General features: G+C 69.4%; 23 protein-coding genes, 1 tRNA gene and 2 pseudogenes. 14 read left to right on the top strand and 12 right to left on the bottom strand.

Features of this window, described 5'->3' with window-relative positions; genetic code table 11:
• Window positions 1–4 precede the first annotated feature (4 nt).
• Entirely contained in the window at window positions 5–379 is a 375-nt protein-coding gene (locus G3I56_RS18395) for an SDR family oxidoreductase (RefSeq protein ID WP_343239982.1), read from the bottom strand.
• A 225-nt stretch (window positions 380–604) separates the two neighbouring features.
• Entirely contained in the window at window positions 605–1,420 is an 816-nt protein-coding gene (locus tag G3I56_RS18390; RefSeq protein ID WP_239134964.1) for an AraC family transcriptional regulator, read from the bottom strand.
• A gap of 321 nt (window positions 1,421–1,741) precedes the next feature.
• On the opposite strand from G3I56_RS18390, the gene G3I56_RS18385 reads away from it, so the two are divergent.
• Entirely contained in the window at window positions 1,742–2,524 is a 783-nt protein-coding gene (locus G3I56_RS18385) for an MBL fold metallo-hydrolase (RefSeq protein WP_164410132.1), read from the top strand.
• A 208-nt stretch (window positions 2,525–2,732) separates the two neighbouring features.
• Here G3I56_RS18385 and G3I56_RS18380 read toward each other — a convergent pair whose 3' ends face one another.
• Window positions 2,733–3,665, bottom strand: coding sequence for an NADP-dependent oxidoreductase (locus tag G3I56_RS18380; RefSeq protein WP_164410282.1), 933 nt, complete (start codon window positions 3,663–3,665; stop codon window positions 2,733–2,735).
• Window positions 3,666–3,824: 159 nt separating this feature from the next.
• On the opposite strand from G3I56_RS18380, the gene G3I56_RS18375 reads away from it, so the two are divergent.
• On the top strand, window positions 3,825–4,772 hold the full coding sequence (locus tag G3I56_RS18375) for a helix-turn-helix domain-containing protein (RefSeq protein ID WP_343239987.1): 948 nt from the start codon (window positions 3,825–3,827) through the stop codon (window positions 4,770–4,772).
• Between the two features lie 126 nt (window positions 4,773–4,898).
• Here the strand turns inward: G3I56_RS18375 and G3I56_RS18370 are convergent.
• Together G3I56_RS18370 and G3I56_RS18365 are read right to left on the bottom strand one after the other, a co-directional pair.
• Window positions 4,899–5,105 (bottom strand): annotated as a pseudogene (locus G3I56_RS18370) (ISKra4 family transposase); the annotation flags it as partial.
• A 195-nt stretch (window positions 5,106–5,300) separates the two neighbouring features.
• On the bottom strand, window positions 5,301–6,137 hold the full coding sequence (locus tag G3I56_RS18365) for a calcium-binding protein (protein ID WP_164410128.1): 837 nt from the start codon (window positions 6,135–6,137) through the stop codon (window positions 5,301–5,303).
• Window positions 6,138–6,454: 317 nt separating this feature from the next.
• Here G3I56_RS18365 and G3I56_RS18360 point away from each other — a divergent pair.
• The 4 genes and pseudogenes from G3I56_RS18360 to G3I56_RS18350 form a co-directional block, all read left to right on the top strand.
• A pseudogene (locus tag G3I56_RS18360) lies at window positions 6,455–7,003 on the top strand (IS6 family transposase); the annotation flags it as partial.
• Between the two features lie 42 nt (window positions 7,004–7,045).
• On the top strand, window positions 7,046–7,693 hold the full coding sequence (locus G3I56_RS18355) for a hypothetical protein (protein WP_164410126.1): 648 nt from the start codon (window positions 7,046–7,048) through the stop codon (window positions 7,691–7,693).
• A gap of 165 nt (window positions 7,694–7,858) precedes the next feature.
• Entirely contained in the window at window positions 7,859–8,371 is a 513-nt protein-coding gene (locus G3I56_RS43925; protein ID WP_239134963.1) for a hypothetical protein, read from the top strand.
• Entirely contained in the window at window positions 8,263–9,273 is a 1,011-nt protein-coding gene (locus tag G3I56_RS18350) for an ISKra4 family transposase (RefSeq protein WP_343239986.1), read from the top strand. Before G3I56_RS43925 ends, G3I56_RS18350 begins: the two co-directional genes overlap by 109 nt.
• Window positions 9,274–9,357: 84 nt before the next feature.
• On the opposite strand, the gene G3I56_RS18345 is transcribed toward G3I56_RS18350, so the two are convergent.
• Window positions 9,358–9,431 (bottom strand) — tRNA-Gly (locus tag G3I56_RS18345).
• A 323-nt stretch (window positions 9,432–9,754) separates the two neighbouring features.
• Here G3I56_RS18345 and G3I56_RS43920 point away from each other — a divergent pair.
• The 3 genes from G3I56_RS43920 to G3I56_RS18335 all read left to right on the top strand — a co-directional run bounded on the left by G3I56_RS43920 (window position 9,755) and on the right by G3I56_RS18335 (window position 11,143).
• Complete coding sequence (locus G3I56_RS43920) at window positions 9,755–9,955, top strand: hypothetical protein (protein WP_239134972.1); 201 nt, start codon at window positions 9,755–9,757, stop codon at window positions 9,953–9,955.
• A 106-nt stretch (window positions 9,956–10,061) separates the two neighbouring features.
• On the top strand, window positions 10,062–10,637 hold the full coding sequence (gene dcd, locus G3I56_RS18340; protein WP_164312339.1) for a dCTP deaminase: 576 nt from the start codon (window positions 10,062–10,064) through the stop codon (window positions 10,635–10,637).
• Window positions 10,634–11,143, top strand: a complete 510-nt coding sequence (locus G3I56_RS18335; protein ID WP_164410122.1) for a phosphoribosyltransferase — start codon at window positions 10,634–10,636, stop codon at window positions 11,141–11,143. The genes dcd and G3I56_RS18335 overlap by 4 nt, the downstream gene beginning before the upstream one ends.
• A gap of 71 nt (window positions 11,144–11,214) precedes the next feature.
• On the opposite strand, the gene G3I56_RS18330 is transcribed toward G3I56_RS18335, so the two are convergent.
• The 5 genes from G3I56_RS18330 to G3I56_RS18310 all read right to left on the bottom strand — a co-directional run bounded on the left by G3I56_RS18330 (window position 11,215) and on the right by G3I56_RS18310 (window position 18,768).
• Window positions 11,215–12,858: a peptide-N4-asparagine amidase gene (locus G3I56_RS18330; protein ID WP_164410120.1), complete on the bottom strand. Its 1,644-nt coding sequence runs from the start codon at window positions 12,856–12,858 to the stop codon at window positions 11,215–11,217.
• A 144-nt stretch (window positions 12,859–13,002) separates the two neighbouring features.
• Window positions 13,003–14,034, bottom strand: coding sequence for a Yip1 family protein (locus G3I56_RS18325; protein WP_239134971.1), 1,032 nt, complete (start codon window positions 14,032–14,034; stop codon window positions 13,003–13,005).
• Between the two features lie 97 nt (window positions 14,035–14,131).
• A complete protein-coding gene (locus tag G3I56_RS18320; RefSeq protein ID WP_164410116.1) occupies window positions 14,132–15,442 on the bottom strand; it encodes a VCBS repeat-containing protein in 1,311 nt (436 codons plus the stop codon).
• Window positions 15,443–15,578: 136 nt separating this feature from the next.
• Window positions 15,579–16,373: an FG-GAP repeat protein gene (locus tag G3I56_RS18315; protein WP_164410114.1), complete on the bottom strand. Its 795-nt coding sequence runs from the start codon at window positions 16,371–16,373 to the stop codon at window positions 15,579–15,581.
• Between the two features lie 103 nt (window positions 16,374–16,476).
• Entirely contained in the window at window positions 16,477–18,768 is a 2,292-nt protein-coding gene (locus tag G3I56_RS18310) for a heterodisulfide reductase-related iron-sulfur binding cluster (RefSeq protein ID WP_164410112.1), read from the bottom strand.
• Window positions 18,769–19,034: 266 nt separating this feature from the next.
• Between G3I56_RS18310 and G3I56_RS18305 the strand changes: the two genes are divergently transcribed.
• From G3I56_RS18305 to G3I56_RS18285, 5 genes are all read left to right on the top strand, one after another.
• A complete protein-coding gene (locus G3I56_RS18305) occupies window positions 19,035–20,063 on the top strand; it encodes an MraY family glycosyltransferase (RefSeq protein WP_164410110.1) in 1,029 nt (342 codons plus the stop codon).
• A 95-nt stretch (window positions 20,064–20,158) separates the two neighbouring features.
• On the top strand, window positions 20,159–22,003 hold the full coding sequence (dnaK, locus tag G3I56_RS18300) for a molecular chaperone DnaK (protein ID WP_164410108.1): 1,845 nt from the start codon (window positions 20,159–20,161) through the stop codon (window positions 22,001–22,003).
• Window positions 22,000–22,653 (top strand): nucleotide exchange factor GrpE, encoded by a 654-nt coding sequence (grpE, locus tag G3I56_RS18295; protein ID WP_164410106.1) that lies wholly within the window; start codon window positions 22,000–22,002, stop codon window positions 22,651–22,653. The genes dnaK and grpE overlap by 4 nt, the downstream gene beginning before the upstream one ends.
• Before the next feature lie 57 nt (window positions 22,654–22,710).
• Window positions 22,711–23,898 (top strand): molecular chaperone DnaJ, encoded by a 1,188-nt coding sequence (dnaJ, locus tag G3I56_RS18290; protein WP_164410103.1) that lies wholly within the window; start codon window positions 22,711–22,713, stop codon window positions 23,896–23,898.
• A gap of 5 nt (window positions 23,899–23,903) precedes the next feature.
• Window positions 23,904–24,350: a helix-turn-helix domain-containing protein gene (locus tag G3I56_RS18285; RefSeq protein ID WP_164410101.1), complete on the top strand. Its 447-nt coding sequence runs from the start codon at window positions 23,904–23,906 to the stop codon at window positions 24,348–24,350.
• A gap of 60 nt (window positions 24,351–24,410) precedes the next feature.
• Here G3I56_RS18285 and G3I56_RS18280 read toward each other — a convergent pair whose 3' ends face one another.
• Window positions 24,411–26,825, bottom strand: coding sequence for a PA14 domain-containing protein (locus G3I56_RS18280; RefSeq protein ID WP_164410099.1), 2,415 nt, complete (start codon window positions 26,823–26,825; stop codon window positions 24,411–24,413).

The raw sequence follows: 26,825 nt of genomic DNA, 5'->3' as shown, positions 1-26,825 counted from the left end.
GGGGTCACTGCACGTGGCATCCCCCGTCGACCTGCAGATTCTGGCCGGTCACGACATCGCTCGCCGCATCGAGCAGGAAAACGACCTCGTCGGTCACGCCGGCGGGGTCGTCGATCCGGTCCAGGGGCGCTGCCTCGGCCCGCTCCCGGATCTGCGACGCCGTGAACAGGCCGGTGTTGAGGTCCGTGTCGGTGAACCCGGGCGATACCGCGTTGACCCGCACATCGGCTCGGGAGACCGTGATCGAGGTACCGCCGGAGCTGGATGCTGTCGCTCGGCCTGTCGCGCGCGGCGAACGTCGGTGATTCGGCGCAGGACCACACAACTGAGCCCCTACCCACGACCAAGCCCACCACCATGCGCACCCAGGCCCAGACACCCGCCGCAGACGACGACGGCGCTCTGCGGCTGACCGCCATGAGCTGCCCAGCGGACAGCGGACAGCGGACAGCGGACCTGCGCACCACGTTCGCCTTGCCGTCCGGAGCGGGCATCTGCTGCGCCAGGGCGGTTCGCATCACCGACTCCCCTTCGGGAAGGTGGTCCGCGGCGTCCGCCCCATCCATATGTGGGACTCGTCTACGCGGTCAGGTGGCGTGGGCGGCTACGCAGGCGGCGACGCGCGTTGGGAGGCGCGGAAGGTCAGAGGGGTTCGGCCGGTGTGGCGTTGGAAGAACTTGCCGAAGTGGGTGGCGCTGGTGAAGCCGAGGTGGGCTGCGATGGTGGCGGCGGGTTCGGTGCCGTGGGCGAGGAGGCGCTTGGCCTCCAGGGCGAGGCGCTGGTCGAGGTAGTCCTTTGCGCTGAGGCCGGCCGCGGTCTGGGTGGCGCGGGTGAGGGTGCGGGTGGTGTAGCCGAGCTCGCGGGCGTATGCGTCGATGCGGTGGGTGCGGGAGAAACCTCGTTCGACGGCGTCGCGAAACCGTAGGAAGGGCTCGGGGGCGGATTCCACGGCCTGACCGTGCTGCTGCAGGTTGGCGAGGCGCAGCAGCACCACGTCGAGCAGGCGGTGCAGTAGGGCGGTGTGGACCGGCAGCGGATAGCGGTCCGACTGGGGGAACTCCGCGGCCAGTTGCTCGGCCGCGGCTGCCAGTACGGGGGCATCCGAGGAGTTGGGGCTGTACAGGGGCGTCGGGGCAGCGGTGACGCCGAGGCCGGCCAATTCCGCGCTCTCGGGGGAGACGAAGTCCTCCTGGAAGAGGATCAGGATGGCCTCGGCCTGGTCGGGATTCTGCCACTGGTGCACCTGGCCGGGCCGGATCCACAGCCAGGAGCCGGGCGCCAGTACGTACGCGGTGAAGTCGACGCGGTGGCGCAGGGTGCCGGAGGTGACCAGGATCAGAGCGTGGAAGTCCTGCCTGTGCGGGTTGGCGATGTGCCAGGGCCAGTCACGGGTGCGGTCGCGGAAGTCGGCCAGGGTCATCACCTCCAGGCCGGCTGGGGACCCTACCGGAGGCTGGAAGACCACCTTCGGAAGTCCCATTTCCCGCCGACCGGGCTTCTGCCGCGCTTGTCGCCTGTGGACCATCACGAGACCGCAGCGTATCTCGCGGGACATGCGGTTCCGCCGAAGTATGGAGTTGTTCCGGAGGCGACCCGCCCGCAGCGTGGAAGGCCGGCCATGTCCGTTGCGGCCGATGGTCGGTCGCGAGCCCGAGCACCAACCATCCGCCCCTTCCCATGCCTCATCACCCCTCACCTCCCACCGTTCACCTCTCACCCGCACTTCGACAGGAGCAGAGCCATGCACGGCACCATCACGGTCATCGACAAGGGCCCGGTCCGCATCCACAGCTACACCGCGCCCGAGGACGGCCTGGACGTCAACACCCAGCTGATCGAGACGCCGTCGCGGATCATCGCCGTCGACGCGCAGTTCGCCCTCGCCTACGCCGACGAGGTCGTCGCCTACGCCAAGCAGCTCGGCAAGTCGCTCGACCGCCTCGTCGTCAGCCATGCGCACCCCGACCACTACCAGGGCACGGCCCGCTTCGGCGTCCCCGTGCACGCCCTGCCGGAGACCACCGCGGAGATCGTCGCCACAGGCGACAAGACCGACCTGCCCACCGGCACCCCGATCCCGCTCGCCGACATGACCCCGACCGTGGAGATCACCCCCGGCACCGAGGTCATCGACGGCATCCCCTTCGTGTTCGAGAAGGTGACCGGCGGCGAGATCCACACCACGCTCGTGATCAAGCTGCCCGAGCAGGGCGTCCTGGTCGCCCAGGACGTCGTCTACAACCACACCCACCTGTGGTTCCTGGACAAGGACTTCGACGGCTGGCAGGCCAACATCGACCGCTTCGCCGCCGAGACCGAGTACGACACGATCCTGCCCGGTCACGGCGAGCCGACCACTCCTGCCATCTGGGCCGAGCTGACCGACTACGTCAACGCCGGCCGGGAACTGCTCGATGACGACGGCGATGCCTACAAGAAGGCCATCACCGAGCGTTACCCCGCCTACAAGGGCGCGGCACTCATCGCCGTCGCCAACGCCTACATGTTCGGCCCCAAGAGCTGACGCGTCTCCCGGGCCGGCGACGCCCGCGTCCATGTGTCTCTCCCTCGAAGCGACACCTCGCCCGCCCTGCCCCGCCTGGCCGTCTCCAGCTGCGACCACGCGCGCACAGCGGGCGAGGTCGTCGAGGCTGGACAATGCGCTGCCGCGCAGGGGGACGTGGAGGGGCCCGGGTCACGGCAGCCGTGACCCCGGCATCCGGCCCGGCGGGTCAGCGGACGGTGAGGACGATCTTGCCCGTCGTGCGGTCCGTCTCACCCAGCGCGTGTGCCTCGGCCGCCTGGGCGAGCGGGAACGTAGCCTCGATGTGGGCCCGGAGTTTGCCCGAGCCGGCCAGGTCGGCGATGGCACGCATGCCCTCGTGGTCGGCCTCAACGAGCATCCCTTCGAGCCGCACACCGCGTTCCGCGGCCTTCTCGGCCTGCTCAGGCGTGCCGCCGCCGAGGAGCGATACCAGGGTTCCGCCCTTGCGCAGCACGCCCAGAGAGCGGGTACGGGTCTCGCCCGCGAGGGGGTCGAGGACCACGTCCACGTCGCTGACGGCCTCGGTGAAGTCGACGGTCCGGTAGTCGATCACCTCGTCGGCGCCCAGCTCACGCAGGAACGCGTGCTTGCCCGCGCTCGCGGTGCCGATGACGTACGCGCCGCGGGCCTTGGCGATCTGTACGGCGAGGTGGCCGACCCCGCCCGCGGCCGCGTGGATCAGGACGCGTTGTCCCGGGCGGACTTCGGCGGTGTCGACGAGGGCCTGCCAGGCGGTGAGGGCGGCGAGCGGGAGGGCGCCCGCCTGGATGTGGTCGATGTTGGAAGGCTTGGGCACGAAGGACCGGGTGGGGGCGGTGACGTACTCGGCGTGGGAACCGGCGCCGTGCGGGTAGGGCAGCATGCCGAAGACCTCGTCGCCCGGCTTGAAGAGGGTGACACCGAAGCCGACCGCCTCGACGACGCCGGAGACGTCCCAGCCGAGGACGAACGGCGGCTCGCCGACGAACGCGCCGCCGGCCCGGTGCTTCCAGTCGGTGGGGTTGACACCCGCCGCGTGGACGGCGACGAGGATTTCGCTGACGCCGGGAGCCGGCCGCGGAACCTCGATCTCCTTCAGTACTTCGGGGCCGCCGTGGACGTCCTGGACCACCGCACGCATCAATGCATTCGAATCAGTCATACGTCAACACTGCGGCAGCGGCCATCACCCGGCAATGGCAAGATTGCCAGCATTCGATAGGATCCTGCCATGGGGCATGAGGTTCATCCCGGTCAGGGGAGTCATCCGGTCCAGCTTCTGGGGCGTCGCCCCCATAGCGTGGCCGTGCTGGCACTCGAAGGCGTCTACCCCTTCGAACTCGGCATCCCGAACAGGGTCTTCGCCGACGCTGACGGGCGGTACGACGTGCGCACCTGCACCGTCGACGGACGCCCGGTGCGCACCAGTGCGGACTTCACGGTGGCCGTCGACCACGGCCCCGAGGCGCTGGAGACCGCCGACACGGTGGTCATCCCACCGTTCGACCACACCCTCGTCTCGGACCGGCTGACGGAACCGATGGCGACCGCACTCGCCCGGATACGGCCGGGCACGCGGATCGTGTCCATCTGCACGGGCGCCTTCCTGCTCGCGGCGGCCGGCTTGCTCGACGGGCGGCCGGCAACCACGCACTGGGTGTTGGCCGACACCTTCCGCCGGCTGTTCCCGAGGGTCGCGCTGGACGCCGAGGTGCTGTTCGTGGACGACGGCGACATCCTCACCTCGGCCGGGGCCGCGTCCGGACTGGACGTCTGCCTCCATCTCGTACGCAAGGACCACGGCAGCGAGCTCGCCAACCGGGTGGCGCGGCGCTGTGTCGTACCGCCGTGGCGGGAGGGCGGACAGGCCCAGTACATCGAGCAGCCCGTCCCAGACCTGTCCTCGGCGGGAACGGCGGCGAGCCGGCAGTGGGCCCTGGAGCGCCTCGACCAGCCGCTGACGCTCGCGGATCTGGCCGGGCACGCGCGGATGAGCGCACGGACCTTCGCGCGCCGCTTCCAGGAGGAGACCGGCACCAGCCCCGGCCGCTGGCTCATCCAGCAACGGGTCCACCGGGCACGGCAGTTGCTCGAGTCCAGCGATCTGTCCGTGGACCGGATCGCGGGCGAGGTGGGCTTCGCGACGAGTGCCTCGCTGCGGCAGCATCTGCACGCGGCGATCGGGGTGTCCCCGCTGGCCTACCGGCGTACGTTCCGCACGGCGCCGACGGGACTGAGCCCCATCTGAACCGGGCACCCCGAAACGGGTCTGCTGAAGGCCCGCCCAAGCCCTACCCGGGAGCAGGCCGCGCCTCGCCCATCCGCGGGACCCTCAAATCGGATGGGTGTGGCTCTCCTTCAGGGACGTTCCTGATCAGGCCGTGAGGTCGTAGTTGTGCTGGTCGGGGGTGGGGTAGAGGCGTTCGTGTTCGCGGGCGAGGTGGTGTCGCCAGTAGGCGGCGAAGTCGCCGTTGTCGATGAGGGCTCGGAGCGTGAGGACGGCCTCGGCCCCGTCGAGTCCCCAGCGGCTGCCGGTGATGTCGAGGCGGTCGCCGATCAGGTGTCGGCAGGCGCCTTCTACCGCCCTGGTGGTGAGTGTCGCGCGCGTGACTCTGTGCCCCTGGCAGGTATGAGGAGGGGTGGTAGGTGTGGGGGAAGCAGAAGACCCATGTCGCAGGGGGCCCGCTGGCCGGGCCCTGTCCGAGATGCCGGGCAGGGGGAGCGTGAGGGAGACCGTGTTCCCTCACGCCTCTGATGGCCCTGAGTTCTGGTTGTTCTAGTTCTGGTAGACCTTGTCGGTGCCCGGGCCGCCGGAGAGCGTGTCCGTGCCCGTGCCGCCGTGGATCAGGTCGTTGCCGCTGTTGCCGTAGATCTTGTCGTTGCCGCTGTCGCCGTACAGCTTGTCGTTGCCCTTGCCGCCGTAGATGAGGTCGGCGCCGGCGCCGCCGTGGATGACGTCGTTGCCGTCGTCCCCGTACATGCCGAAGTCCTGCCCGGCGGCGGTGCCCGTGATGGTGTCGTTGCCGGTGCCGCCGTGGCACTCGGCGTCGCAGTTGGTGATCGTGTCGTTGCCGGCGCCGCCGAACGGGCCCATGGCCCAAACGCCTCCGCCGCCGTCGAGGCGGTCGTTGCCGTCGTCCCCGTAGAACACGGCGGCGGTGCTGCCCTTGAGGACGTCGTTGCCCTTGCCGCCGTGGATCGAGGTGTACGCGGAGCCGGTGACCGTCGCGGTGTCGTTGCCGTCACCGAGGTCGACGTCATAGTCGTCCGAGTCGTCGGAGCCCAGGGGGGCGGCCACCGTGCACTCGGCGACCTTGTGGTTGGTCGCCGACGGGTAGCTGCACTCGTTCGTGGAGATGGTGATGTCGAACGTGTCGCGGAAGGTGAGGAGGTAGTCCTCACCGAACTGCGAGGGGTCGACGTCGACGACCTTCGCGGTGACCGTCAGGTTGTTGGTCTGTCCGGCCCCGGCTTTGTACCAGAGCTCGCCGTCGGCGTGGACGAGAGAGGCCGAACTCGCCGTGACCGCCTGGGCGGTGGACGCCGCGAACACGCCTCCGCCGAGGGCGAGAGCGAGAGAGGCGGTGGCGGAAATGGTCCTTAACGTGCGCATGCAGAAATAACCCTTCGCGGAATCAGTGATGATCAGGCCCGACGAAGAAAGACGCCGGTGAATTCGTCGTCACCGCAACCGCCGTTCGTCACGGCGGTCAGCGGTCAGCGGTCAGCGATCGGCGATCGGCGATCGAGTCGTGAGGCCGCACCTATGTGCGGGGTTGTTGTTTCCGATCACACGTTCAGACACCGCACCCCGGGCAGGGGTTGTACCGGAATTTCACTCAGTTCTCGCAGACCCTTGGTTTGGCACTGTCACGTTGGTTGGCCGGGTGGGATTGATCTTCTGGTTGATCGTGCTGGAGGGGGTTGTCTGTGGGGTCCGTGTCGCTGTCGTACGAGGGGCATCGGTACCCGGTCGAGGTGATCTCCCACTGTGTGTGGCTGTATCACCGTTCCCCGTTGTCGTTGCGCGAGGTCGAGGAGCTGATGTTCGAGCGCGGCGTGACCGTCTCCTACGAGACGATCCGCCGCTGGTGCGCCAAGTTCGGGCCGGCCTACGCCAACGCGCTGCGCCGCCGGCAGCCCCGGCCTGGGGACAAGTGGCACCTGGACGAGGTCTTCATCAAGATCAACGGGGAACAGAAGTACCTGTGACGGGCCGTCGACCAGGACGGGATGGTGCTGGACATCCTGGTGCAGAACCGGCGTGACACCGCAGCGGCCAGGCGCTTCTTCCGCCGCCTGATGAAGAACACGGGTGCGGTGCCGCGGGTGATCGTCACCGACAAGCTCCGCCCCTACGGCGCGGCCCACCGCGAGGTCATGCCCTCCGTCGAGCACCGCTCGCACAAGGGACTGAACAACCGGGCGGAGAACAGCCACCAGCCCACCAGGCAGCGCGAACGGGCGATGAAAGGCTTCGGGTGCGGCTCTTCTGCAGTGAGCTGGTGATGCCGTGCGCCGTTGCCGTTCGTGGTCGGACGGCGGATCGTCGTGTTCCAGGACGTGGTCTTGGAGGCGGCGATGGTGTCGTGGCTGGAGGAGCTTGATCGGCGGGAGACTGCCGCGCGGGAGGAGATCGCCGAACTGCGGGACCAGATCGAGGAGTTGACCAGCCGTCTGGCTGAGCGGGAAGACGTGCTGTCCCGGCTGCAGATCACGCGGGAGACGATGACCGAGATCCTGTCCGGCAACGATACGGTCTCGGTTGCCGGGGTGGAAGCTGGCGCGGGCGAGGCGGAGATGGAGGAGCCCCGGTTGCCGGCGGGCTCGCCGGTCGGGGTGCGGCTGGTGCCGCAGTGGACGCCCGAGCTGTCCGTGGAGGTGCTGCCGGGTCCGTACCGGGACATCGTCGAGGTTCTCCAGGACGCGGTGCATCCGATGCGGGCGCATCACCTGTGTGCCGCGCTGGGCCTGTCGACGGACAAGAGCAAGGTGGAAGGCTTCCGGTCGAAGCTGAAACGGCTGGTCGAGCGGGGCTGGCTGATGGAAGAGGGGCCGGGACTGTTCACGCCGCGTGAGGCTCTGGCGGCGGGCGGGGATGCGCCGGAGCAGGCCGGGTCCTCCGCCGTGCGCCGCCGCGCCGATGTGGGGTCGGGCTCTCGTCCCTAGCGTCGAAGGTGCCACCCATTCGTCCGCCCGAAAAGCGAGAGCCCGATGACCGCAGGCTATGCGGCCGCCGCGACGGCTGACCCCTTTGACCGAGCCGCTTCTTTCCTCACTTGTCTCATCGATTCCCTCTCCCGTCCCGAAGCTCTGCTCCTGCCCCATGAACGGGTGGAGGAAGACGCCGAGAACGGGGCGAGGGAGCTGGCCCGCCTCCTCCTGCAGGGCCACTTCGACCTGCGCGCCCGCCGGGAGGAAGTCGAACTGTCGGCCCTCGACACCGGCGGCCGGGCCCAACTGGCCGCGGGCCGGACCCGGCTGGAGAAAGGCCACCGGCGCCAACTGGCCACCGTGGTCGGGCCGGTGACGGTCACCCGGTGCGCGCTGCGCGCCCCGGGCCTGCCCAACCGCTATCCGGCCGACCAGGTGCTGGGGCTGCCGCGCGAGCGGCACAGCCTGGGACTTCGGCGTCTGGTCGTGCTGGAAGCGGTCCGCGGCTCCTACGACCACGCCCTGGAGGCGATCGAACGCCGTCCGGGGCGCGGGTGGTGGGCAAACGCCAGGCCGAACAGCTCGTGCGGGCAGCCGCGGTGGACATCGCGGCCTTCTATGCCGCGCGCACCCCTGACCCGGCAGCGAGCACGACGCTGCTGGTGCTCAGCGTCGACGGCAAGGGGATCGTGATGCGCCCGGGGCATCTGCGGGAGGCAACAAGGAAGGCGGCGGAACGGGCGACGCGCACGTTCCGCACCCGTCTGTCCGCCGGGGAGAAGACCTGCCGCAAGAGGATGGCCACGCTGGCCGTCGTCCACGACGCGGATCCGGCCGTGCGCCGGCCGCACGACATCATCGCCCCGCCCGGCGGCCGCACCACCCACCGCACCCCGCGCAAGGGGCCCAAGGCTCGCGCGAAGTGGCTCACCGCCTCGGTGGAGCACGACGCCGACCAGGTCATCGCTGCCGCGTTCGACGAGGCGGAAGCCCGTGACCCGCAGCACCGCCGGTGCTGGGTGGTCCTGGTCGATGGTGCCGAGCACCAGTTGGAGTTGCTCCACGCGGAGGCCGCCCGACGCGGCGTCACCATCCATGTCGTTCTCGACATCGTCCACGTGATCGAGAAGTTGTGGGCAGCCTCGCGGTGCTTCCACACCGCCACCGATCCGGACACCGAGACCTGGGTCGGCACCCAGGCCGCCCGGATCCTGGCCGGCGACGCCTCCGGCTCCGTCACCGGCATCCGTACTCAAGCCGACCGGCTGGGCTTGTCCGCAGATCAACGGGCCGCGGCCGACTGGGCCTGCCGCTACCTGGAGAACAACGCCGCCCATCTCCACTACGACCAGGCGCTCCGGGCGGGATGGCCGATCGCCAGCGGCATCGTCGAAGGAACAGCACGTCATCTGGTGGCCGACCGGCTCGATATCACCGGCAGCCGGTGGACCGTCCCCGGAGCCGAAGCCGTCCTGACCCTCCGGGCGCTCATCAGCAACGGCGACTTCCCGCAGTACTGGACCTTTCACACCCGCAGAGAACACGAACGCCTCTACCCCCGGCCCGACCAGCACAACAACGAACTCCCGGCCTGACCGGCGAGCTCACCGCAGAAGAGCCGCACCCAAATCGGATTAGCCAACAAACAAACCCCAGGTCACTGACCTGGGGTTTCTCTCTGGAGCGGGTGACGAGAATCGAACTCGCACTCTCAGCTTGGGAAGCTGATGTTCTACCACTAAACTACACCCGCGAAAGACGCCGAATGGACCGGTGTCCGAACGCTCAGTCACTCTACCGCACGCCAGGCCCCCGGCATCGAAGCCGTGGGGCCTGCCCCGTTTCCGGGGGATTCCGGGGGCGTTCCGGACGTGGGCAGGGCGTGAACCGGATGCGGACCGGACGCGAACCGGACGCGTTTTCGCGGTGCGACCCGGCTGCGAGGGGCCGGAGTTGGGGCGTACGGTGGGGCGCGGAAGAGGGGGCGGCGGGATCGGAGTGCCGCCTGGAGGGTCGCCCTTTTCGTCCCGTAATGTGACGTTCCTCGTCGGTCTCGACAGTGACCGGCGACGGCTCCTGGGGAAGGACTCTGAGGACTTGATCGAGCGCACCGTCGTCCGTTGTGCCGAAGGGCACGTGTTCAGCACCGCTTCGTTCCCGATGCAGCAGGCCGAGCGGCTCGGCCCCGGCCGGCTGGTCCGGTGTCCGCGCTGCGCGCGGCTCCGCAGTGTGGTGCCAGTGACGTTGGAGCAGCAGCGGAGCACCAGCAGTAAGTAGACGCAGTAAGTAGATGCAGTAAGTAGACGCAAGCATGTGAAGCAGTGGCAGGCGCGCGGAACCGGCCGGTGGTGTCGGGTTCGCGCGTCTTGCGTATCCTCGGGGCGTGCTTCTCTCAGACAAGGACATCCGGGCCGAGATCGACTCCGGGCGAGTACGGATCGATCCCTACGACGAATCCATGGTGCAGCCGTCGAGCGTCGACGTGCGCCTCGACCGCTTCTTCCGGGTGTTCGAGAACCACCGTTACCCCCACATCGACCCCTCCATCGAGCAGGCGGATCTGACGCGGCTGGTGGAGCCCGAGGGCGATGAGCCGTTCATCCTCCACCCCGGGGAGTTCGTGCTCGCCTCGACCTACGAGGTCATCAGCCTCCCCGACGACCTCGCCTCCCGCCTCGAAGGCAAGAGCTCGCTCGGGCGGCTCGGGCTCGTCACCCACTCCACCGCCGGGTTCATCGACCCCGGGTTCTCCGGACACGTGACGCTCGAACTCTCCAACCTCGCGACGCTGCCCATCAAGCTCTGGCCCGGTATGAAGATCGGCCAGCTGTGCCTGTTCCAGCTGAGCTCGTCGGCCGAGTTCCCGTACGGCAGCGAGCGGTACGGCTCCCGCTACCAGGGGCAGCGCGGGCCCACCGCGTCCCGTTCCTTCCTCAACTTCCACCGGACGCAGGTATGACGGTCGTACGAGAGAACCTCTCCTACGAACAGTTCGGCGTCTCCGTCCGTGAACTCGCGCAGACCATCGTCGACGACGGGTACGAGCCCGACGTCGTGCTCAGCATCGCGCGCGGGGGTGTGTTCGTGGCCGGCGGGCTCGCGTACGCCCTCGACTGCAAGAACATCCATCTTGTCAACGTCGAGTTCTATACCGGCGTCGGAACCACGCTTCCCATGCCCGTCATGCTCGCGCCCGTCCCCAACACCATCGACTTCTCCGACAAGAAGGTCCTCATCACCGACGACGTCGCCGACACCGGTAAGACGCTCAAACTGGTGCGGGACTTCTGCCTGGACGCCGTCGCCGAGGTGCGTTCCGCGGTGATCTACGAGAAGACGCAGTCCCTCGTGAAGTGCGAATACGTGTGGAAGCGGACCGATGACTGGATCAACTTCCCGTGGAGTGTGTTGCCTGTAGTACGTAAGTCGGGGCAGCCGGTCACCCCGTCCAAGGACGCGCTCTGAGAGCTGAGAAGAACGCCGGGCGGTCCTCGCGTCAAGCGCGAAGGGCCGCCCGGCGTCTTTCCGGCTCGCTGCTAACAGCTCCGCCCGTCCTTCGTCAGTACCCCCTGTTCCGTGCCCAGTGTGCGGTCGTAGCACAGGCCCGGGCCGCGGAGGCGGTAGTGCTCGGTGGTCGTCGCGACCGCGTGGCGTTGGTCGCGGGCCACGCCGAGGGTGAAGGTCGCGTCGCCGTCGTACGTGTCGTCCAGGCGGACGCCGTCGATGCGGGCATGGTCCCCGAAGGACATGATCACGCGGAGGCGGTTGTCCGCGTCGATGGTGGAGCGGCCGTCGAGGGTGTACGTCCGGTCGGTATGGGACGTCACCGGGTGCCTACCGCCGCCCGCGCCGGTCGTGCGGACCGTCTGGTCGTCCGTCCAGCGGCCCTTCTGGTTGTCCGTGGTCTCGTCCGGCGTCCAGGTGTGCGTGATGGCCGTCGTCAGGCGTCGGTCGACCGTCGTCGTCACGCGGCCGTGCGAGGTGTTCAGGTAGCCGGTGGCCGTGAAGTGGCGGCTGCCGGTGGTGTCCAGGGTGCGTGTGGAGCCGTCCGCGTAGGTGTTCGTGACGGCCGGGTCGGTCGCCTTGTACGAGGTCAGGGCGCCCGTCACCACCGACTTGTGGGCGTCCTGCCAGACCAGGATGTTGGTCGGCGCGCTCCAGCCGGTCTGGCCCGCCGGGACGCCTGCCACGGTCACGTCGACCGTGTGTGCCCTGCCGTCGTTCAGGAGGGCGGCGAAGGGAGTGAGGTCGAACTCCAGGGGGCGTACGTCGAAGGCGGTGGGGGAGGGGATCACGCTCCACAGGTACGGCGACCAGCCGCCCGTCCAGATGTTGGGGTAGGGGGAGGCGATCCCGGCGAGCTTTCCGTCGATCGTGACCTGGACCTCGCGGTACGGGCCGTCGTCGCCGCCCTGGCAGGAGTAGGACGCCGACGGGGTGACCGCCGAGTACCAGAACTCCTCGCAGCCGCCGCCCGAGCCGGTCGCGTACACCTCGGCCAGGATGCGCTCGGAGTTGCGCGGGGTGGTGAGCTTCGCGCCCGTGGTGACGCTGTTGCCGTCGCTCAGCGGGATGACCTGGTCGGGGACTGAGCCACCGGCCTTGGCGGGCCGGGTTCCGGGCTCGGGGGCGTAGAACGTCAGGGTGACCTTGACGTCCAGGATGCCGGTGTAGGTGTCGTTGACGACGTTGCCGATGAGCATGTCCACGGACCGGGACTTGCTCAGCGTCTTCTCGTACCGTGTGACGTCCTTCTCCACCGACCAGTCGATGCCGTCCTGCGACGGTTCGGGGGTCGAGGTGCGGAGTATCTGGACGCCGCCGATGTCGAGGTAGCCGAGGCGGTCGTACTGACGGCCGGCGACGCTGCCGTCGAGGCGGAGCACCACCTTCGACCAGTGGCCCGGGGTGCCGCAGGCGGTGGGCGGGGTGTAGGTGCCGGTGTAGGGCGTGAAGTCCTTGAACTTCGCCTGGGCGACGGTCACTTCGCAGGACCTGGTGTGGGGCGTGGAGATGGGCGGAGCGGCCGTCACCGGGTCGTGGTAGTCGGTGCCGAACTCCGACGGGACGGTGGGGGCAGCCCCGGCGGCCGTCGTGAAGGCCGTCAGGGTGAGGCCGAGGGCGGCGGAGACGAGGGTGATCGTCCGGCCGGCTCTCCGGGCGTTGTGGGGAATCGTCATGCCGCGCAGTGAACACCGGTGGGTATGGGGTGGACTAGACCTCTTGGGTCTAATTTGACCAAAAGAGGTCACAGGGACCGACGAAAAGGGAGGTCCCCCGACGTGCGGCCGGGAGCCCTCCCCTCATGTGCGTCAAGGTCGTCCCTAGAACGTCCCCAGCTTCACGATCGACAGCAGGGCGACCAGCTGGATCGCCGACGCGCCCAGGGCCTTCGGCCAGGGGAGGTCGTGGGAGCGGCGGACCATGACGGTCAGGAGGACGCCTGCCGCGACCCACGTCGCCCAGCCCAGGATCTGTACGAAGGGGGCGTCGCCGCCCGCGAACATCGCGACGAGGAGGCGGGGGGCGTCCGTGATGGACATGATCAGCATCGAGAAGCCGACCGTCGGCTGCCAGGCGCCGTCGCCGCCGAGCTGGCGGGCGAGGGTGTGGGTGACCACACCCAGGACGAAGGCGCTCAGGACCATCGCCACGCCCGTCGTCAGCACGATCGGGATCGCGTTGCTGAGCGTCGCGTTGATCGTGGTCTCGCGGGTGTCGTCGAACCCGAAGACGGCGATCAGGCCGTACAGGAACGTGACGACGAGGGCCGGCGCCCAGACCTGGTAGTCGCGCATCTGGAGGAACGTGCGGTCGGGGGAGGTCACGATGCCCCGCAGCAGTTCCTTCCAGCGCAGGCGAGGACCGGACGGCGGCGCCGAGGCGGCGCCGGCGCGGTAGGTGCCGCTCTGGCTGTACGGGTCGTCGTCGACCGTGAACGCCTGGGTGTGACCAGGGTTGTTGGCCGCGTACGGGTCCACCGGGGCGTTCGGGTGCCCGGGCCCGTGTCCCTGTCTGTCGTCGCCGAAGTACTCCGGCTCACCGTGTCCGCCGTGCGAGCCGTGTGCGCCGTAACCACCGCCTGCGGTCGCCTGCGGGGGCCACGGCCGTCCGGCGCCGCTCGAGCCGCCGTACGGCTGCTGCTGCGGCGCGGACGGGTAGCCGTACGACGGGCCGCCCTGCGGGGGCTGCTGGCCGTACGGCTGCTGCCGCGGTTGTTGTTGCGGTCGCGCTTGCGGGGCCCGGTTGTCCCGGCCGCCGCGTCCGATCCTGAATCCAGCCACGTCATCGAACGTACCTGGTCCCGGAGAGTGACGCGTGGGGCCTGGGCTTTTGGGCCCGGCTTTGCTGCCCAGCTGTTACATCCACTAAGGGCGCCCTCAGGCTTCCCCTAGGGGGCGTCGGGGAGGCATTCCGCCTCCGACGCCGAGCCGCGCGGGCGTCCGTCGGCCGTTACAGGAACTCCGAGCTGGAGAACGTCACCGAGGCCTCCGCCGCGACCAGGCCCTTCTTCACCCCGGGGTAGACGGCCACCTCGTCCCATGTCTCGCCCCGGTACGTCCGCACCGCCAGGTCGGCCCGGCCGTCGCCGTCGAAGTCCCCGACCGTGAGGACCCGGGTCGTGCCCCGGTCGGGCGGTGCGACGGTCACCATGCCCGCCGCCGAGAGCCCGGCCGCCGCTGTCGGTGCCCGGAAGATCCTCAACCGCGAGCCGCTGGAGACGAGTTCGTCGCGGCCGTCGCCGTCGAAGTCGCCGGTGTCGAGCATCGAGCCGGGGGAGGCGAGGGTGCCGTCGGTGGGGTCGGGGAGGTCGTAGCGCAGAGACGTTTCGCCCATCGTGCCCACCGCCGCGTCCAGGTCCTTCCCCTTGCCGAAGCGGCCGAGGGCGACGTCGATGCCCTCGGGCAGCACCGTCCCCGTGCGCGTGGGGCCGTTCGGGCCGCCGAGGACGACCGCCGACTTCGCGGTGCCGTCCGCCGTACGGACGACGAGGTCGTCGTATCCGTCATGGTTCACGTCGGCCGTCGGGCCCGTGGGGACGTTGCCGGGGGCGGTGATCGGCGCACCGGCCTTGTTCGGGGCGCCCTTGCGGGTGAACGGGCCCCGCAGATAGCTGAGTTGCACGTCCGATGCGTGGACGACCAGGTCCTGGGCGCCGTCGCCGTCGAAGTCGCCGCACACCGGCTGGTCGGGCCAGTCGTTGCCGGCGCGGGCCTGTGCGGGGATCGTGAGGGCGACCGCGCGGCCGGTGAGGCCGTCCGGGGAGCCGAAGAGGAGCTGGAGCGGCACCGGGGGCTGCCCCTGGCCGTTGTACGGGGGATCCGTCGACACGACCAGGTCGGTGAAGCCGTCCCCGTCGAGGTCGCAGCGGGCCTCCGCGTCGAAGACCGCCGGCAACTGGCCCTTCGTACGGGCCGCTTGACGTGCCGGGGTCAGCAACTGCCGGGCGCCCGGGACGAGTCCGCCCGGGGAGCCGTAGACGATGCCGATACCGGCGTCGTCCGTGTGGAGCTGGTCCTTGACGAGGTCGTTGAGGACGAGGTCGCGGTGGCCGTCGCCGTTGAAGTCGTCGGCGACCTTGCTGCCGTCGCCCTGCGGTATCGGGCGCTGGGCGGGGGCCTTGGCGACCCGGACGGGGGTCTGGTCGGCGGCTGCCGGGTCGTCGCCGGACAGCGGGCCGCAGGCGGTGAGTGCCACCAGGGCGCCGAGGGCCGCCAACCCGCTGGTGGCCGCCGTACCGCGACCGCCTCTTCGCACGCGCACGCGCGCCCGCGCTCGTAGCCGCAATCGCACCCTGCACCTCGTCCGGATCATTGGCCCCATTGACAACGACTCAGCTCAGTAATGATGCACGCGTTCGAGATGCGAAGACACCCCCGTGGCGGTGCGGAACACCACATCAGGGGGTGTCTGGCATCAGGTGGCCGAGGGCGTCGTCAGTCCGCCAGCCTCGCCCCCATGAACGGCCGTGCCCCCCCAGACCCAGCTGCGGGACGGTGAGCGTCAGGGAGCCCGTGCCCGTCGGGCCGGACGAGGTGCCGGGGAACATGTGGAGGCGGCCCGCCTCGTCGGCCGTGGCGATCAGCTCGGCGCGGCCGTCGCCGTTGAAGTCGCGCAGGAGGAGAGAGCCGCCGAGCCCGGCGTTGTCCGGGGCGACGTTGGGAAGGCCGGGGGTGTTGCGGTCGTACTGGCGGGCGTTCCTGCCGGTGAGACCGGTGGAGCCGCCGCGCAGGACGGTGATGGAGCCGTCGGCCCAGCCGTCGGCGCCGATCGCCTCGGAGGGGGCGCCGACGGCCAGGTCGGGGTAGCCGTCGCCGTTGGTGTCGGCGGCTGAGACGTCGTAACCGAAGTAGTCGTAGTCCTCCACGCCGCCGGGGACGCCCGCGGTGTTCTGCGTCAGGGTGGTGAGCCGGCCGGCGGGGCCGGTGGCCGTCCCGGGCAGGATGTGGACCGCGCCGCCCCTGCCGGAGCGGGAGACGCCGATCGCGAGGTCGCCGTAGCCGTTGCGGTCGAAGTCGGCGATCACGGCGCTTGATCCGACGAGGTCGGAGGAGGCGGGCAGGCTCCTCTTCCAGGGCTTGGCGGGGCCGTTCCTGCCGCCCTTGTAGAACCAGACACGGTTGCTGTTGGTGTCCGAGTCGTACCCGATGAGCGCGAAGTCGGTGGTGCCGTCCTTGGTGACCTTGCCGGCCACCACCATCTCCGCCTTGATGTCCTCGCCGTCCCGCGGGTCGACGCCGTCGGCGTCGACCCCGTTCGCCCCTGTTCCAGGCCTGTTCCAGTTCCTACTTCACCGGCTACTTCACCGGCTGCGGCTCCGGCGCGCTCTCCGGCTCCGTCTCGCCAGCCGGGGGCTCGTCGTCCGCCGGGGTCTTCACGGACTCCAGGAGGAGCTGGGCGACGTCGACCACCGTGATGGACTCCTTCGCCTTGCCGTCGTTCTTCTTGCCGTTGACCGAGTCGGTCAGCATGACGAGGCAGAACGGGCAGGCGGTCGACACGATGTCCGGGTTCAGGGACAGCGCCTCGTCGACCCGCTCGTTGTTGATGCGCTTGCCGATCCGCTCCTCCATCCACATCCGCGCGCCGCCCGCGCCGCAGCAGAAGCCGCGTTCCTTGTGGCGGTGCATCTCCTGCTGGCGCAGGCCCGGGACGGCCGACATGATCTCGCGCGGGGGCGTGTAGATCTTGTTGTGGCGGCCCAGGTAGCAGGGGTCGTGGTAGGTGATGAGTCCCTCGACCGGGGTCACCGGGAGCAGCTTGCCGTCGTCGATGAGGTGCTGGAGCAGCTGGGTGTGGTGGACGACCTCGTAGTCGCCGCCGAGCTGCGGGTACTCGTTGCCGATGGTGTTCAGGCAGTGCGGGCAGGTTGCGACGATCTTCTTGGCCGACTTCGGCTTCGCGGACTCCGCGACGACCTTGCCGTCGTCGTCCAGTTCCTCGCCGAACGCCATGTTCAGCGCCATGACGTTCTCCATGCCGAGCTCCTGGAACAGGGGCTCGTTGCCGAGACGGCGGGCCGAGTCGCCGGTGCACTTCTCGTCGCCGCCCATGATCGCGAACTTGACGCCCGCGATGTGGAGGAGCTCGGCGAACGCCTTCGTCGTCTTCTTGGCGCGGTCTTCCAGCGCGCCCGCGCAGCCGACCCAGTACAGGTACTCGACCTCGGTGAGGTCCTCGATGTCCTGGCCGACGACCGGCACCTCGAAGTCGAGCTCCTTGAGCCACTCCAGGCGCTGCTTCTTCGCCAGGCCCCAGGGGTTGCCCTTCTTCTCCAGGTTCTTGAGCATCGTGCCCGCCTCGGAGGGGAAGGCGCTCTCGATCATCACCTGGTAGCGGCGCATGTCGACGATGTGGTCGATGTGCTCGATGTCCACCGGGCACTGCTCGACGCAGGCGCCGCAGGTGGTGCAGGACCACAGGACGTCCGGGTCGATGACGCCGTTCTCTTCGAGGGTGCCGATGAGGGGGCGCTCGGCCTCGGCGAGGGCCGCGGCGGGCACACCGGCGAGCTGCTCCTCGCTGCCCTTCTCCTCGCCCTCCGCCGTCTTGCCGCCGCCCGCCAGGAGGTAGGGAGCCTTGGCGTGGGCGTGGTCCCGCAGGGACATGATCAGCAGCTTGGGGGAGAGCGGCTTGCCGGTGTTCCAGGCCGGGCACTGCGACTGGCAGCGACCGCACTCCGTACACGTGGAGAAGTCGAGCAGGCCCTTCCAGGAGAACTGTTCGACCTGGCTGACGCCGAAGACGTCGTCCTCGCCGGGGTCGGTGAAGTCGATCGGCTTGCCGCCGGACGTCATCGGCTGGAGGGCGCCCAGGGCGGTGGCGCCGGTCGCCTCGCGCTTGAACCAGATGTTCGGGAAGGCGAGGAAGCGGTGCCAGGCGACGCCCATGTTGGTGTTGAGCGAGACGACGATCATCCAGACGAACGAGGTGCTGATCTTCACCGTCGCGGTGAGGTAGATCAGGTTCTGGAGTGTCGCCGTGCTCAGGCCCTTGAAGGCCAGGACGAGCGGGTACGAGGCGAAGTACGCGGCCTCGTAGTGCTCGACGTGGTGGATCGCGCCCTCCAGGCCGCGCAGCACGTAGATCGCGAGGCCGATGGTGAGGATGACGTACTCGACGAAGTACGCCTGGCCCGCCTTGGAGCCCGCGAAGCGGGACTTGCGGCCGGGGCGCGAAGGCAGGTTCAGCAGGCGGATGACGATCAGCACGGCGATGCCGAGGATGGTCATCACGCCGATGAACTCGATGTACAGCTCGAACGGCAGGAAGCCGCCGATGACCGGCAGCGTCCAGTCCGCCGAGAAGAGCTGGCCGAAGGCCTGGGCGAGGGTCGGCGGCAGGGTCAGGAAGCCGACCGCCACGAACCAGTGGGCGAAGCCGACGATGCCCCACCGGTTCATGCGCGTGTGGCCGAGGAACTCCTTCACCAGCGTCACACTGCGCTGGTACGGGTTGTCCGTCCGCAGGCCGGCCGGGACCGGCTGGCCGAGTTTGAAGTAGCGGACGAACTGACCGATGGCGCGTGCGAGCAGCGCGACGCCGATCACGGTCAGGACGAGCGACACGATGATCGCGGCGAGTTGCATGTCGGGCTCCTCAGGCCTGCGCGCGTAACGACTGACGAAGATTGGTGCTGACGGTGATGGGGGATGACCGGTGGAGAGTATTACTAAGCGGTAACTTAGGCAGCCTGTCAGAGACTACCCAACATCCTGGCCCGCACTGTAGTCAGGGGCGGAGTGATCTGGATCGCTGAGGCTTACCTGAGTCGTGGATCGAAGCCGATCGGATCAGACGATGTTAAGTCGTGTTATTCGTACAGAATTGTTACGTTTGCGCCTACCGTGAGCGCGTGCTCTACGGGATCCTCGCCGCCATCGCCGCCCTTCTCCTCGCCGCCGTCCTAGCCGCCCTCCTGCGGACACTCGCCCTGCGCCTCGGCGTACTCGACCGGCGCCGGGCGCGCCCCCTGCCTCTGCTCGGCGGCCTCGCCGTCGTGCTCGCGACGGGGCTGGTCGCGGGGGCGGGGGAGTGGACCGGGTACGCCCCCCTCGGGGACGGCATCGCCACCCTTCTCCTCGCCGGTGCGGGCGTCGGCGCGCTCGGGCTCGTGGCCGACGTACGGCGGGTGAAGGCGCGGTTCCTTGTCGTCGGTACGGCCGTCGCCGCCGCGTTCGTGGTGCCGTACGGGGAGCTGGGGCTCGGCGCCGGACTGCTCGCCGCCCTCTGGATCGTGTTCGTGACCGTCGCCTTCCGGGCCCTGGACCATGCCGACGGGCTGGTGGGGACCGTCGGGGTGCTGACCGCCTTCGGGGTGGCCGTGTGTGCCGCCGTCGAGGTGCTCGACGGGCTCGCCGTGCTGCTGAGCGTGCTGGCCGCCGCGCTCACCGGGTTCCTCATGCACAACTGGCATCCCGCGCGGATCGCCCTCGGCGCGTGCGGGTCCCTGTTCACCGGGTTCGTGCTGGCCTCGGCGGCGGTGGTCGTGCGGACCGGGCACGAACTGGCGTCCAGTGCGGGGGTGCTGTTCGCGCTCACGGCCGTGGCGGGCGCGGATGTGGTGCTGGTGGTGGTGTCGCGGCGGACGGCCGGACGGCCGCTGTCCCGCAGTGGGCCCGATCATCTCGCGCACCGGCTGCGGCGGCTGGGGCTCACCGCGCGCGGGGCGGCCGTTCTGCTCGGCGCGGGTGCCTTCGGGGCGGTGCTGGTGGGGGTGCTCGCGCACGGCGGGTGGGCCGGGGAATCGGGGCTGTGGTGGGTGGCGGGGGTGGCCGGGATGGTCGTACTGGGGCTGCTGAGAGTTCCCGTGTACGGGCTCCGGCGACCTCCGGCCGCACAGTCGGCGCAGGTCAGGGCGGCATTGCGCGTAAGGAACGGATAAGAGTTGAGTGTGGTCGACTCAGCTCTGTTGACCACGCGACGGGAGTGATGCACACTTGAGCCTGTTCCACTCAAGTCATCTCCTGGAGGATCCAAATGGCACGTGCGGTCGGCATCGACCTGGGCACGACTAACTCCGTCGTCAGCGTTCTGGAGGGCGGCGAGCCCACCGTCATCACCAACGCCGAGGGTGCCAGGACCACGCCGTCCGTCGTCGCCTTCGCGAAGAACGGTGAGGTGCTGGTCGGCGAGGTCGCCAAGCGCCAGGCGGTCACCAACGTCGACAGGACCATCCGGTCGGTCAAGCGCCACATGGGCACCGACTGGAAGATCGAGCTCGACGGGAAGAACTTCAACCCGCAGCAGATGAGCGCGTTCATCCTGCAGAAGCTGAAGCGCGACGCCGAGGCGTACCTGGGCGAGAAGGTCACGGACGCGGTCATCACCGTCCCGGCCTACTTCAACGACTCCGAGCGTCAGGCGACGAAGGAGGCCGGCGAGATCGCGGGCCTGAACGTCCTGCGCATCGTGAACGAGCCGACGGCCGCCGCTCTCGCGTACGGCCTCGACAAGGACGACCAGACGATCCTCGTCTTCGACCTCGGTGGCGGCACCTTCGACGTGTCCCTCCTGGAGATCGGTGACGGCGTCGTCGAGGTGAAGGCCACCAACGGTGACAACCACCTCGGTGGTGACGACTGGGACCAGCGCGTCATGGACTACCTGGTCCAGCAGTTCCGCGCCGGCCACGGCGTGGACCTGGGCAAGGACAAGATGGCCCTCCAGCGTCTGCGCGAAGCCGCCGAGAAGGCCAAGATCGAGCTGTCCTCGTCCACCGAGACCTCGATCAACCTGCCCTACATCACGGCGTCCGCCGAGGGCCCGCTGCACCTGGACGAGAAGCTCACGCGCGCCCAGTTCCAGCAGCTGACGGCCGACCTGCTGGAGCGCTGCAAGACGCCGTTCCACAACGTCATCAAGGACGCGGGGATCAACCTCTCCGAGATCGACCACGTCGTTCTCGTCGGTGGCTCCACCCGTATGCCCGCCGTCGCCGAGCTAGTCAAGGAGCTGACCGGCGGTCAGGACGCCAACAAGGGCGTGAACCCGGACGAGGTCGTCGCCATCGGTGCCGCGCTCCAGGCCGGTGTCCTCAAGGGCGAGGTCAAGGACGTCCTGCTCCTCGACGTGACGCCGCTGTCCCTCGGTATCGAGACCAAGGGAGGGATCATGACGAAGCTCATCGAGCGCAACACCACGATCCCGACCAAGCGTTCCGAGATCTTCACGACGGCCGAGGACAACCAGCCGTCCGTCCAGATCCAGGTCTACCAGGGCGAGCGCGAGATCGCGGCGTACAACAAGAAGCTCGGGATGTTCGAGCTGACCGGCCTGCCGCCGGCCCCGCGCGGCGTGCCGCAGATCGAGGTCGCCTTCGACATCGACGCCAACGGCATCATGCACGTCACGGCCAAGGACCTCGGCACGGGCAAGGAACAGAAGATGACCGTCACCGGTGGCTCCTCGCTGCCGAAGGACGAGGTCGACCGCATGCGCCAGGAGGCGGAGCAGTACGCGGACGAGGACCACCGTCGCCGCGAGGCCGCCGAGACCCGCAACCAGGGCGAGCAGCTCGTCTACCAGACGGAGAAGTTCCTCAAGGACAACGAGGACAAGGTCCCCGGCGACATCAAGATCGAGGTCGAGGCCTCGATCGAGGAGCTGAAGGCCGCGCTCAAGGGCGAGGACGTCGCCGAGATCCGCACCTCCACGGAGAAGGTCGCCGCCGTCTCGCAGAAGCTCGGCCAGGCGATGTACGCCGACGCGTCCGCGGCGCAGGCCGCCGGTGACGACGCGCCCGGCGCCGAGGCCCCGAAGGCCGACGACGACGTGGTGGACGCCGAGATCGTCGACGACGAGCGCAAGGACGGTGCCGCGTGACGGAGGAGACTCCGGGCTTCGACGAGAAGCCCGACGTCCCTTCCGGCGCCACCTCCGACGACGCCGAGCCGAAGGACGCCCCCTCTTCGGAGGGGGCGTCCCCGGCCGGGGACGCAGCAGCACAGGTCGCCGGTCTGACGGCGCAGCTGGACCAGGTACGTACGGCGCTCGGTGAGCGCACGGCGGACCTCCAGCGGCTCCAGGCCGAGTATCAGAACTACCGTCGCCGGGTCGACCGGGACCGGGTCGTGGTCAAGGAGATCGCCATCGCGAGCCTCCTGACCGAGCTCCTGCCCGTGCTCGACGACATCGGCCGCGCGAGGGAACACGGTGAACTGGTCGGCGGGTTCAAGTCCGTCGCCGAGTCGCTGGAGACCGTCGCCGCCAAGATGGGCCTGCAGCAGTTCGGCAAGGAGGGCGAGCCCTTCGACCCGATGATCCACGAGGCCCTGATGCACTCGTACGCGCCGGACGTCACGGAGACGACCTGCGTGGCGATCCTGCAGCCGGGCTACAAGTTCGGCGAGCGCAACCTGCGTCCCGCGCGGGTCGCGGTGGCCGAGCCCCAGCCCGGGGCGACGCAGGCCGACAAGGGCGACTCCCCGGAGTCGGCGGACGGCAAGGAGAACGGTGGCCCGGAAGAGGGCTGACGTGAACGCTGACGTGAACAACGTCGAGGGTGACGCGGGGAAGGAGGGACGTCGGGGATGAGCACCAAGGACTTCATCGAGAAGGACTTCTACAAGGTCCTCGGCGTCCCGAAGGACGCCACCGAGGCCGAGATCAAGAAGGCGTACCGGAAACTCGCCCGCGAGTTCCACCCGGACGCCAACAAGGGCAACGCCAAGGCCGAGGAGCGCTTCAAGGAGATCTCCGAGGCGAACGACATCCTCGGCGACCCCAAGAAGCGCAAGGAGTACGACGAGGCCCGCGCGCTCTTCGGCAACGGCGGTTTCCGTCCGGGGCCGGGCGCGGGCGGCGGCTCGTTCAACTTCGACCTGGGTGACCTCTTCGGCGGCGGCGCCCCGGGCGGGGCCGGTTCCGGCCCCGGCGCGGGCGGCTTCGGCGGCGGCATCGGAGATGTCTTCGGCGGCCTGTTCAACCGGAGCGGCGGCACCACTCGTGCGCAGCCCCGGCGCGGCCAGGACATCGACACCGAGGTCACGCTGAGCTTCACGGAGGCGGTGGACGGCGCGACGGTCCCGTTGCGCATGACGTCCCAGTCACCGTGCAAGGCCTGCTCGGGAACCGGCGACAAGAACGGCACGCCGCGCGTGTGCCCGACCTGCGTCGGGACCGGCCAGGTGGCGCGCGGTTCAGGCGGCGGTTTCTCCTTGACCGACCCCTGCCCGGACTGCAAGGGCCGGGGCCTGATCGCGGAGCACGCCTGCCTGGTGTGCAGCGGTTCCGGGCGCGCCAAGTCCTCCCGGACGATGCAGGTGCGCATCCCGGCGGGCGTGGCGGACAACCAGCGCATCCGCCTCCGAGGCAAGGGCGCCCCGGGCGAGCGTGGCGGCCCGGCGGGTGACCTGTACGTCACCGTCCATGTCGACACCCACCCGGTCTTCGGCCGCAGGGAGGACAACCTGACGGTGACGGTGCCGGTGACGTTCGTCGAGGCGGCACTCGGCGGCGAGGTCAGGGTCCCGACCCTGGCCGGCCCGCCGGTCACCCTGAAACTGCCCCCGGGAACGCCCAACGGGCGCACGATGCGCGCGCGGGGCAAGGGCGCGGTCCGCAAGGACGGCACGCGGGGCGATCTGCTGGTCACCGTCGAGGTGAGTGTCCCGACGGAGCTGACGGGGAAGGCTCGTGACGCACTGGAGGCGTATCGCGAGGCCACCGCGGACGAGGATCCGCGGGCGGAGCTGTTCGAGGCAGCGAAGGGAGCTTGACCGAGATGGACGGTCGTCGACGCAACCCGTATGAACTGACCCACGAGACACCGGTCTACGTCATCTCGGTGGCGGCCCAGCTCTCGGGCCTGCACCCGCAGACCCTGCGCCAGTACGACCGCCTCGGCCTGGTCTCCCCCGACCGCACAGCCGGCCGGGGCCGCCGCTACTCGGCCCGCGACATCGACCTGCTCCGCACGGTGCAGGCCCTGTCGCAGGACGAGGGCATCAACCTGGCCGGCATCAAGCGGATCATCGAACTGGAGAACCAGGTCGCCGCGTTGCAGTCGCGGGTGGCGGAGATGGAGTCCGCGCTGGACGGCGCCGCTGCGGCCATGCAGCAGCGGGAGGCGGCGGTGCATGCCTCGTACCGGCGGGATCTGGTGCGGTATCAGGAAGTGCAGCAGACGAGCGCGTTGGTGGTCTGGCGGCCTAAGCGGCAGCAGGACTGACGTAGGTGGACAGACACGCGAGAGGGGCCCGGAGGATTCTCCGGGCCCCTTTCCACGTGGTCACAGCCAGTTGTTCCAGATACCGTAGGCCACTTCGCGCGTGGCGAGTTCGACGCCCGAGGTGTCGGTGAACACCACTCGGTAGTAGTACAGGTTCAGCAGGTTGTCGTGCACGGTGTAGTCCACGTAGAGGGTCGGGCGGCCGACCTTGGCGGTGGCGAGGGTGGCGTAGGTGCCCGAGGCCGGGTCCCAGCGGTCCACTCGATAGTCGGTCAGCAGGGAGCAGTCACCCAGACCGTCGGTCGCTTCGCAGCCGACCTCCAGCGTCGGGTACTGGCCCTCGCGGACCGTGGTCCCGACCCAGCCCTGGGGCCGGGTGTCGGACAGGGGGACCGAGATGTCGGCCGTGTGGAAGAAGTCCGGGCCCTCGTCGAGGTAAGCCCAGTCGTCCGTGGCGGCCACCCGGTAGACGTGGGTGGTGCCGTCCGGGACGGTCGGGCAGAGGATCTCGGTCCCGGCGAGCGAGTCCCCCTTCCAGCAGTTCTTCTTCCAGACGGTGTCGCCGGTGTCCGGGTCGGTGATGCCCTGCCACACGTAGTACGCGGCGACGTCGTCGTCGGCGGGTGGCGTCCAGGTCAGGCGTACGCCGAGCGGAACCTCCTCGGCGGTCAGGTTCCGTACCGGGGACGGGCGCTCGGTGTCCGGCGTGGCCTCCGTGGCCGCTGGGCCGGGCTGCGAGGCGTGTCCGTACCGGTCGACGGTGACGACCCGGTACTCGTACGTCGTCCTGGAGGCCCCGGAGACATCCCAGCAGCTGCCGCGGACCACCTTGCGTCCGGCGTACGCCGGGGCGTCGTCACCGGCCCACCACCAGCTGACCGAGGGGTCCGTCAGCGGCTCGTCGAACGCGCTGCCCGGTTTGCACTTGTCCACGACGACGCTCTCGCCGGTCGCCGGGTCCGTCCGCACGATCCGATACGTCAGGAGCGGTCCGTCGTCGTAGGTCCACGGGTCGGCGCTGCTCCACGAGACGATCACCCCGGGGCCGGCCCGGTTCGCGGTGGTCTCGTACGGGGGGATCGCCTCGGGCCGGTCAGCCATCGACAGGGGCACCTCCGCCGGGGCAGCGGCGTTGTGCCTGGCGTCCGTCGAGCGGACCGCGTACCGGTACGTGTCGGCGGTCGCTCCCAACTGGCGCGGCACGACGTCGGTTTCCTTGGTGGTGTCTCCGCCGGGCAGCGAATCGAGCCAGCTGCCGGTGGCCGGGTCGTACTGGACGACCTGATACGAGGAGGCCCCACCGACGGGTGACCAGACCAGGTGCGGAACCCCCGACCGGTACTCGACGCGGGCGTCGGTGACCGGCGCCGGGGGAGTCAGGTCGGGGGTGGTCAACGTGGTGGCGGCTGAGTAGGCGGACCAGTTCCCGGCTTTGTCACGGGCCCGCCCCCGGTAGGTGACCTCGCTGCCGTCGGCGGGGTACCCCGTGTCACAGATGACGCCCTTGGGACCGGAGTAGACAGTGCTCCAGGTGCCGGTGACGAGCCGCTGCAACTCGTACCAGGCGATGTCGGCCCTGTTCGCCGCGGTGGTGACGAGCTGGGGGCCAGAATAGGGCTGGCCGTCCGGGCACCCGTCCCAGGCCACGGACGGTGCGGCGGGCGGGGTCCTGTCCTCGGTGGTAACAGGCAGGTCGGCGGTGCCCGTCGACTCGTTCCCCGCCCTGTCGAGGGCGCGAACCTCGTAGTAGTACGTCGCGCCTGTCTTCGGGAGCGTGGTGTCGGTGTACGTCGTGGCGGTGGTCGACACGATGGGCTTACTACCGAAGGGGCCGCTCTTCAGCCGCCTGTAGACCCCGTACATCGCGAGGTCCATCTCCTTGTTCTTCGCCCAGGTGAGCTTCGCTTGGCCGGTGACCTTGTCGTACGTGACGGTGGGTGCTGTCGGGGCGAGGGGTTTGACCTTGTCGACGGTCGCCGAAGTGCGGGGTGTGTAGGCGAAGTTGACGTTCGCGTTGCCTGTCCAGGCGGCGTAGTCGACGCGGAGGGTGTGCTTGCCGGACGGGATGGTGAGGTTGACGGCCTTCTTCTGGGTCGTCGTGACGTTCTTCCAGAGGTCGACCTTGGCCTTGCTGTCCAGGTACACCCGGATGCCGTCCTGCGCTGCCACGGTGAGGGCGAAGGGTCCGCCCGACCCGAAGTCCCGTGTCACGGTCCAGCGGACGGAGAAGTTGTCCTTCGGGAGGCCGGTGGCGGGGGCTTTCGCTCCCCAGTTCTCGGCGATGGCGGAGTCGCAGTCCGTCTTCTTCGGGGTGCCGGAGAAGGTGGTGTTCGCGAAGAACTGCCGCTTGTAGACAGGGGAGTTGCAGGTGGTCGCGGCAGCGGCGGGCGTGGCGGCGACGGTGGTGAGCAGGCCGGCCGCCGTCGTGATGACGACGGCGGAGGCGAGCAGGGAGTTCCTGGCTGCGGTCGTCAT

The sequence above is a fragment of the Streptomyces sp. SID12488 genome, from assembly GCF_010548275.1.
Taxonomy (GTDB): domain Bacteria; phylum Actinomycetota; class Actinomycetes; order Streptomycetales; family Streptomycetaceae; genus Streptomyces.
This window is presented reverse-complemented; position numbering and strand designations above follow the sequence as displayed.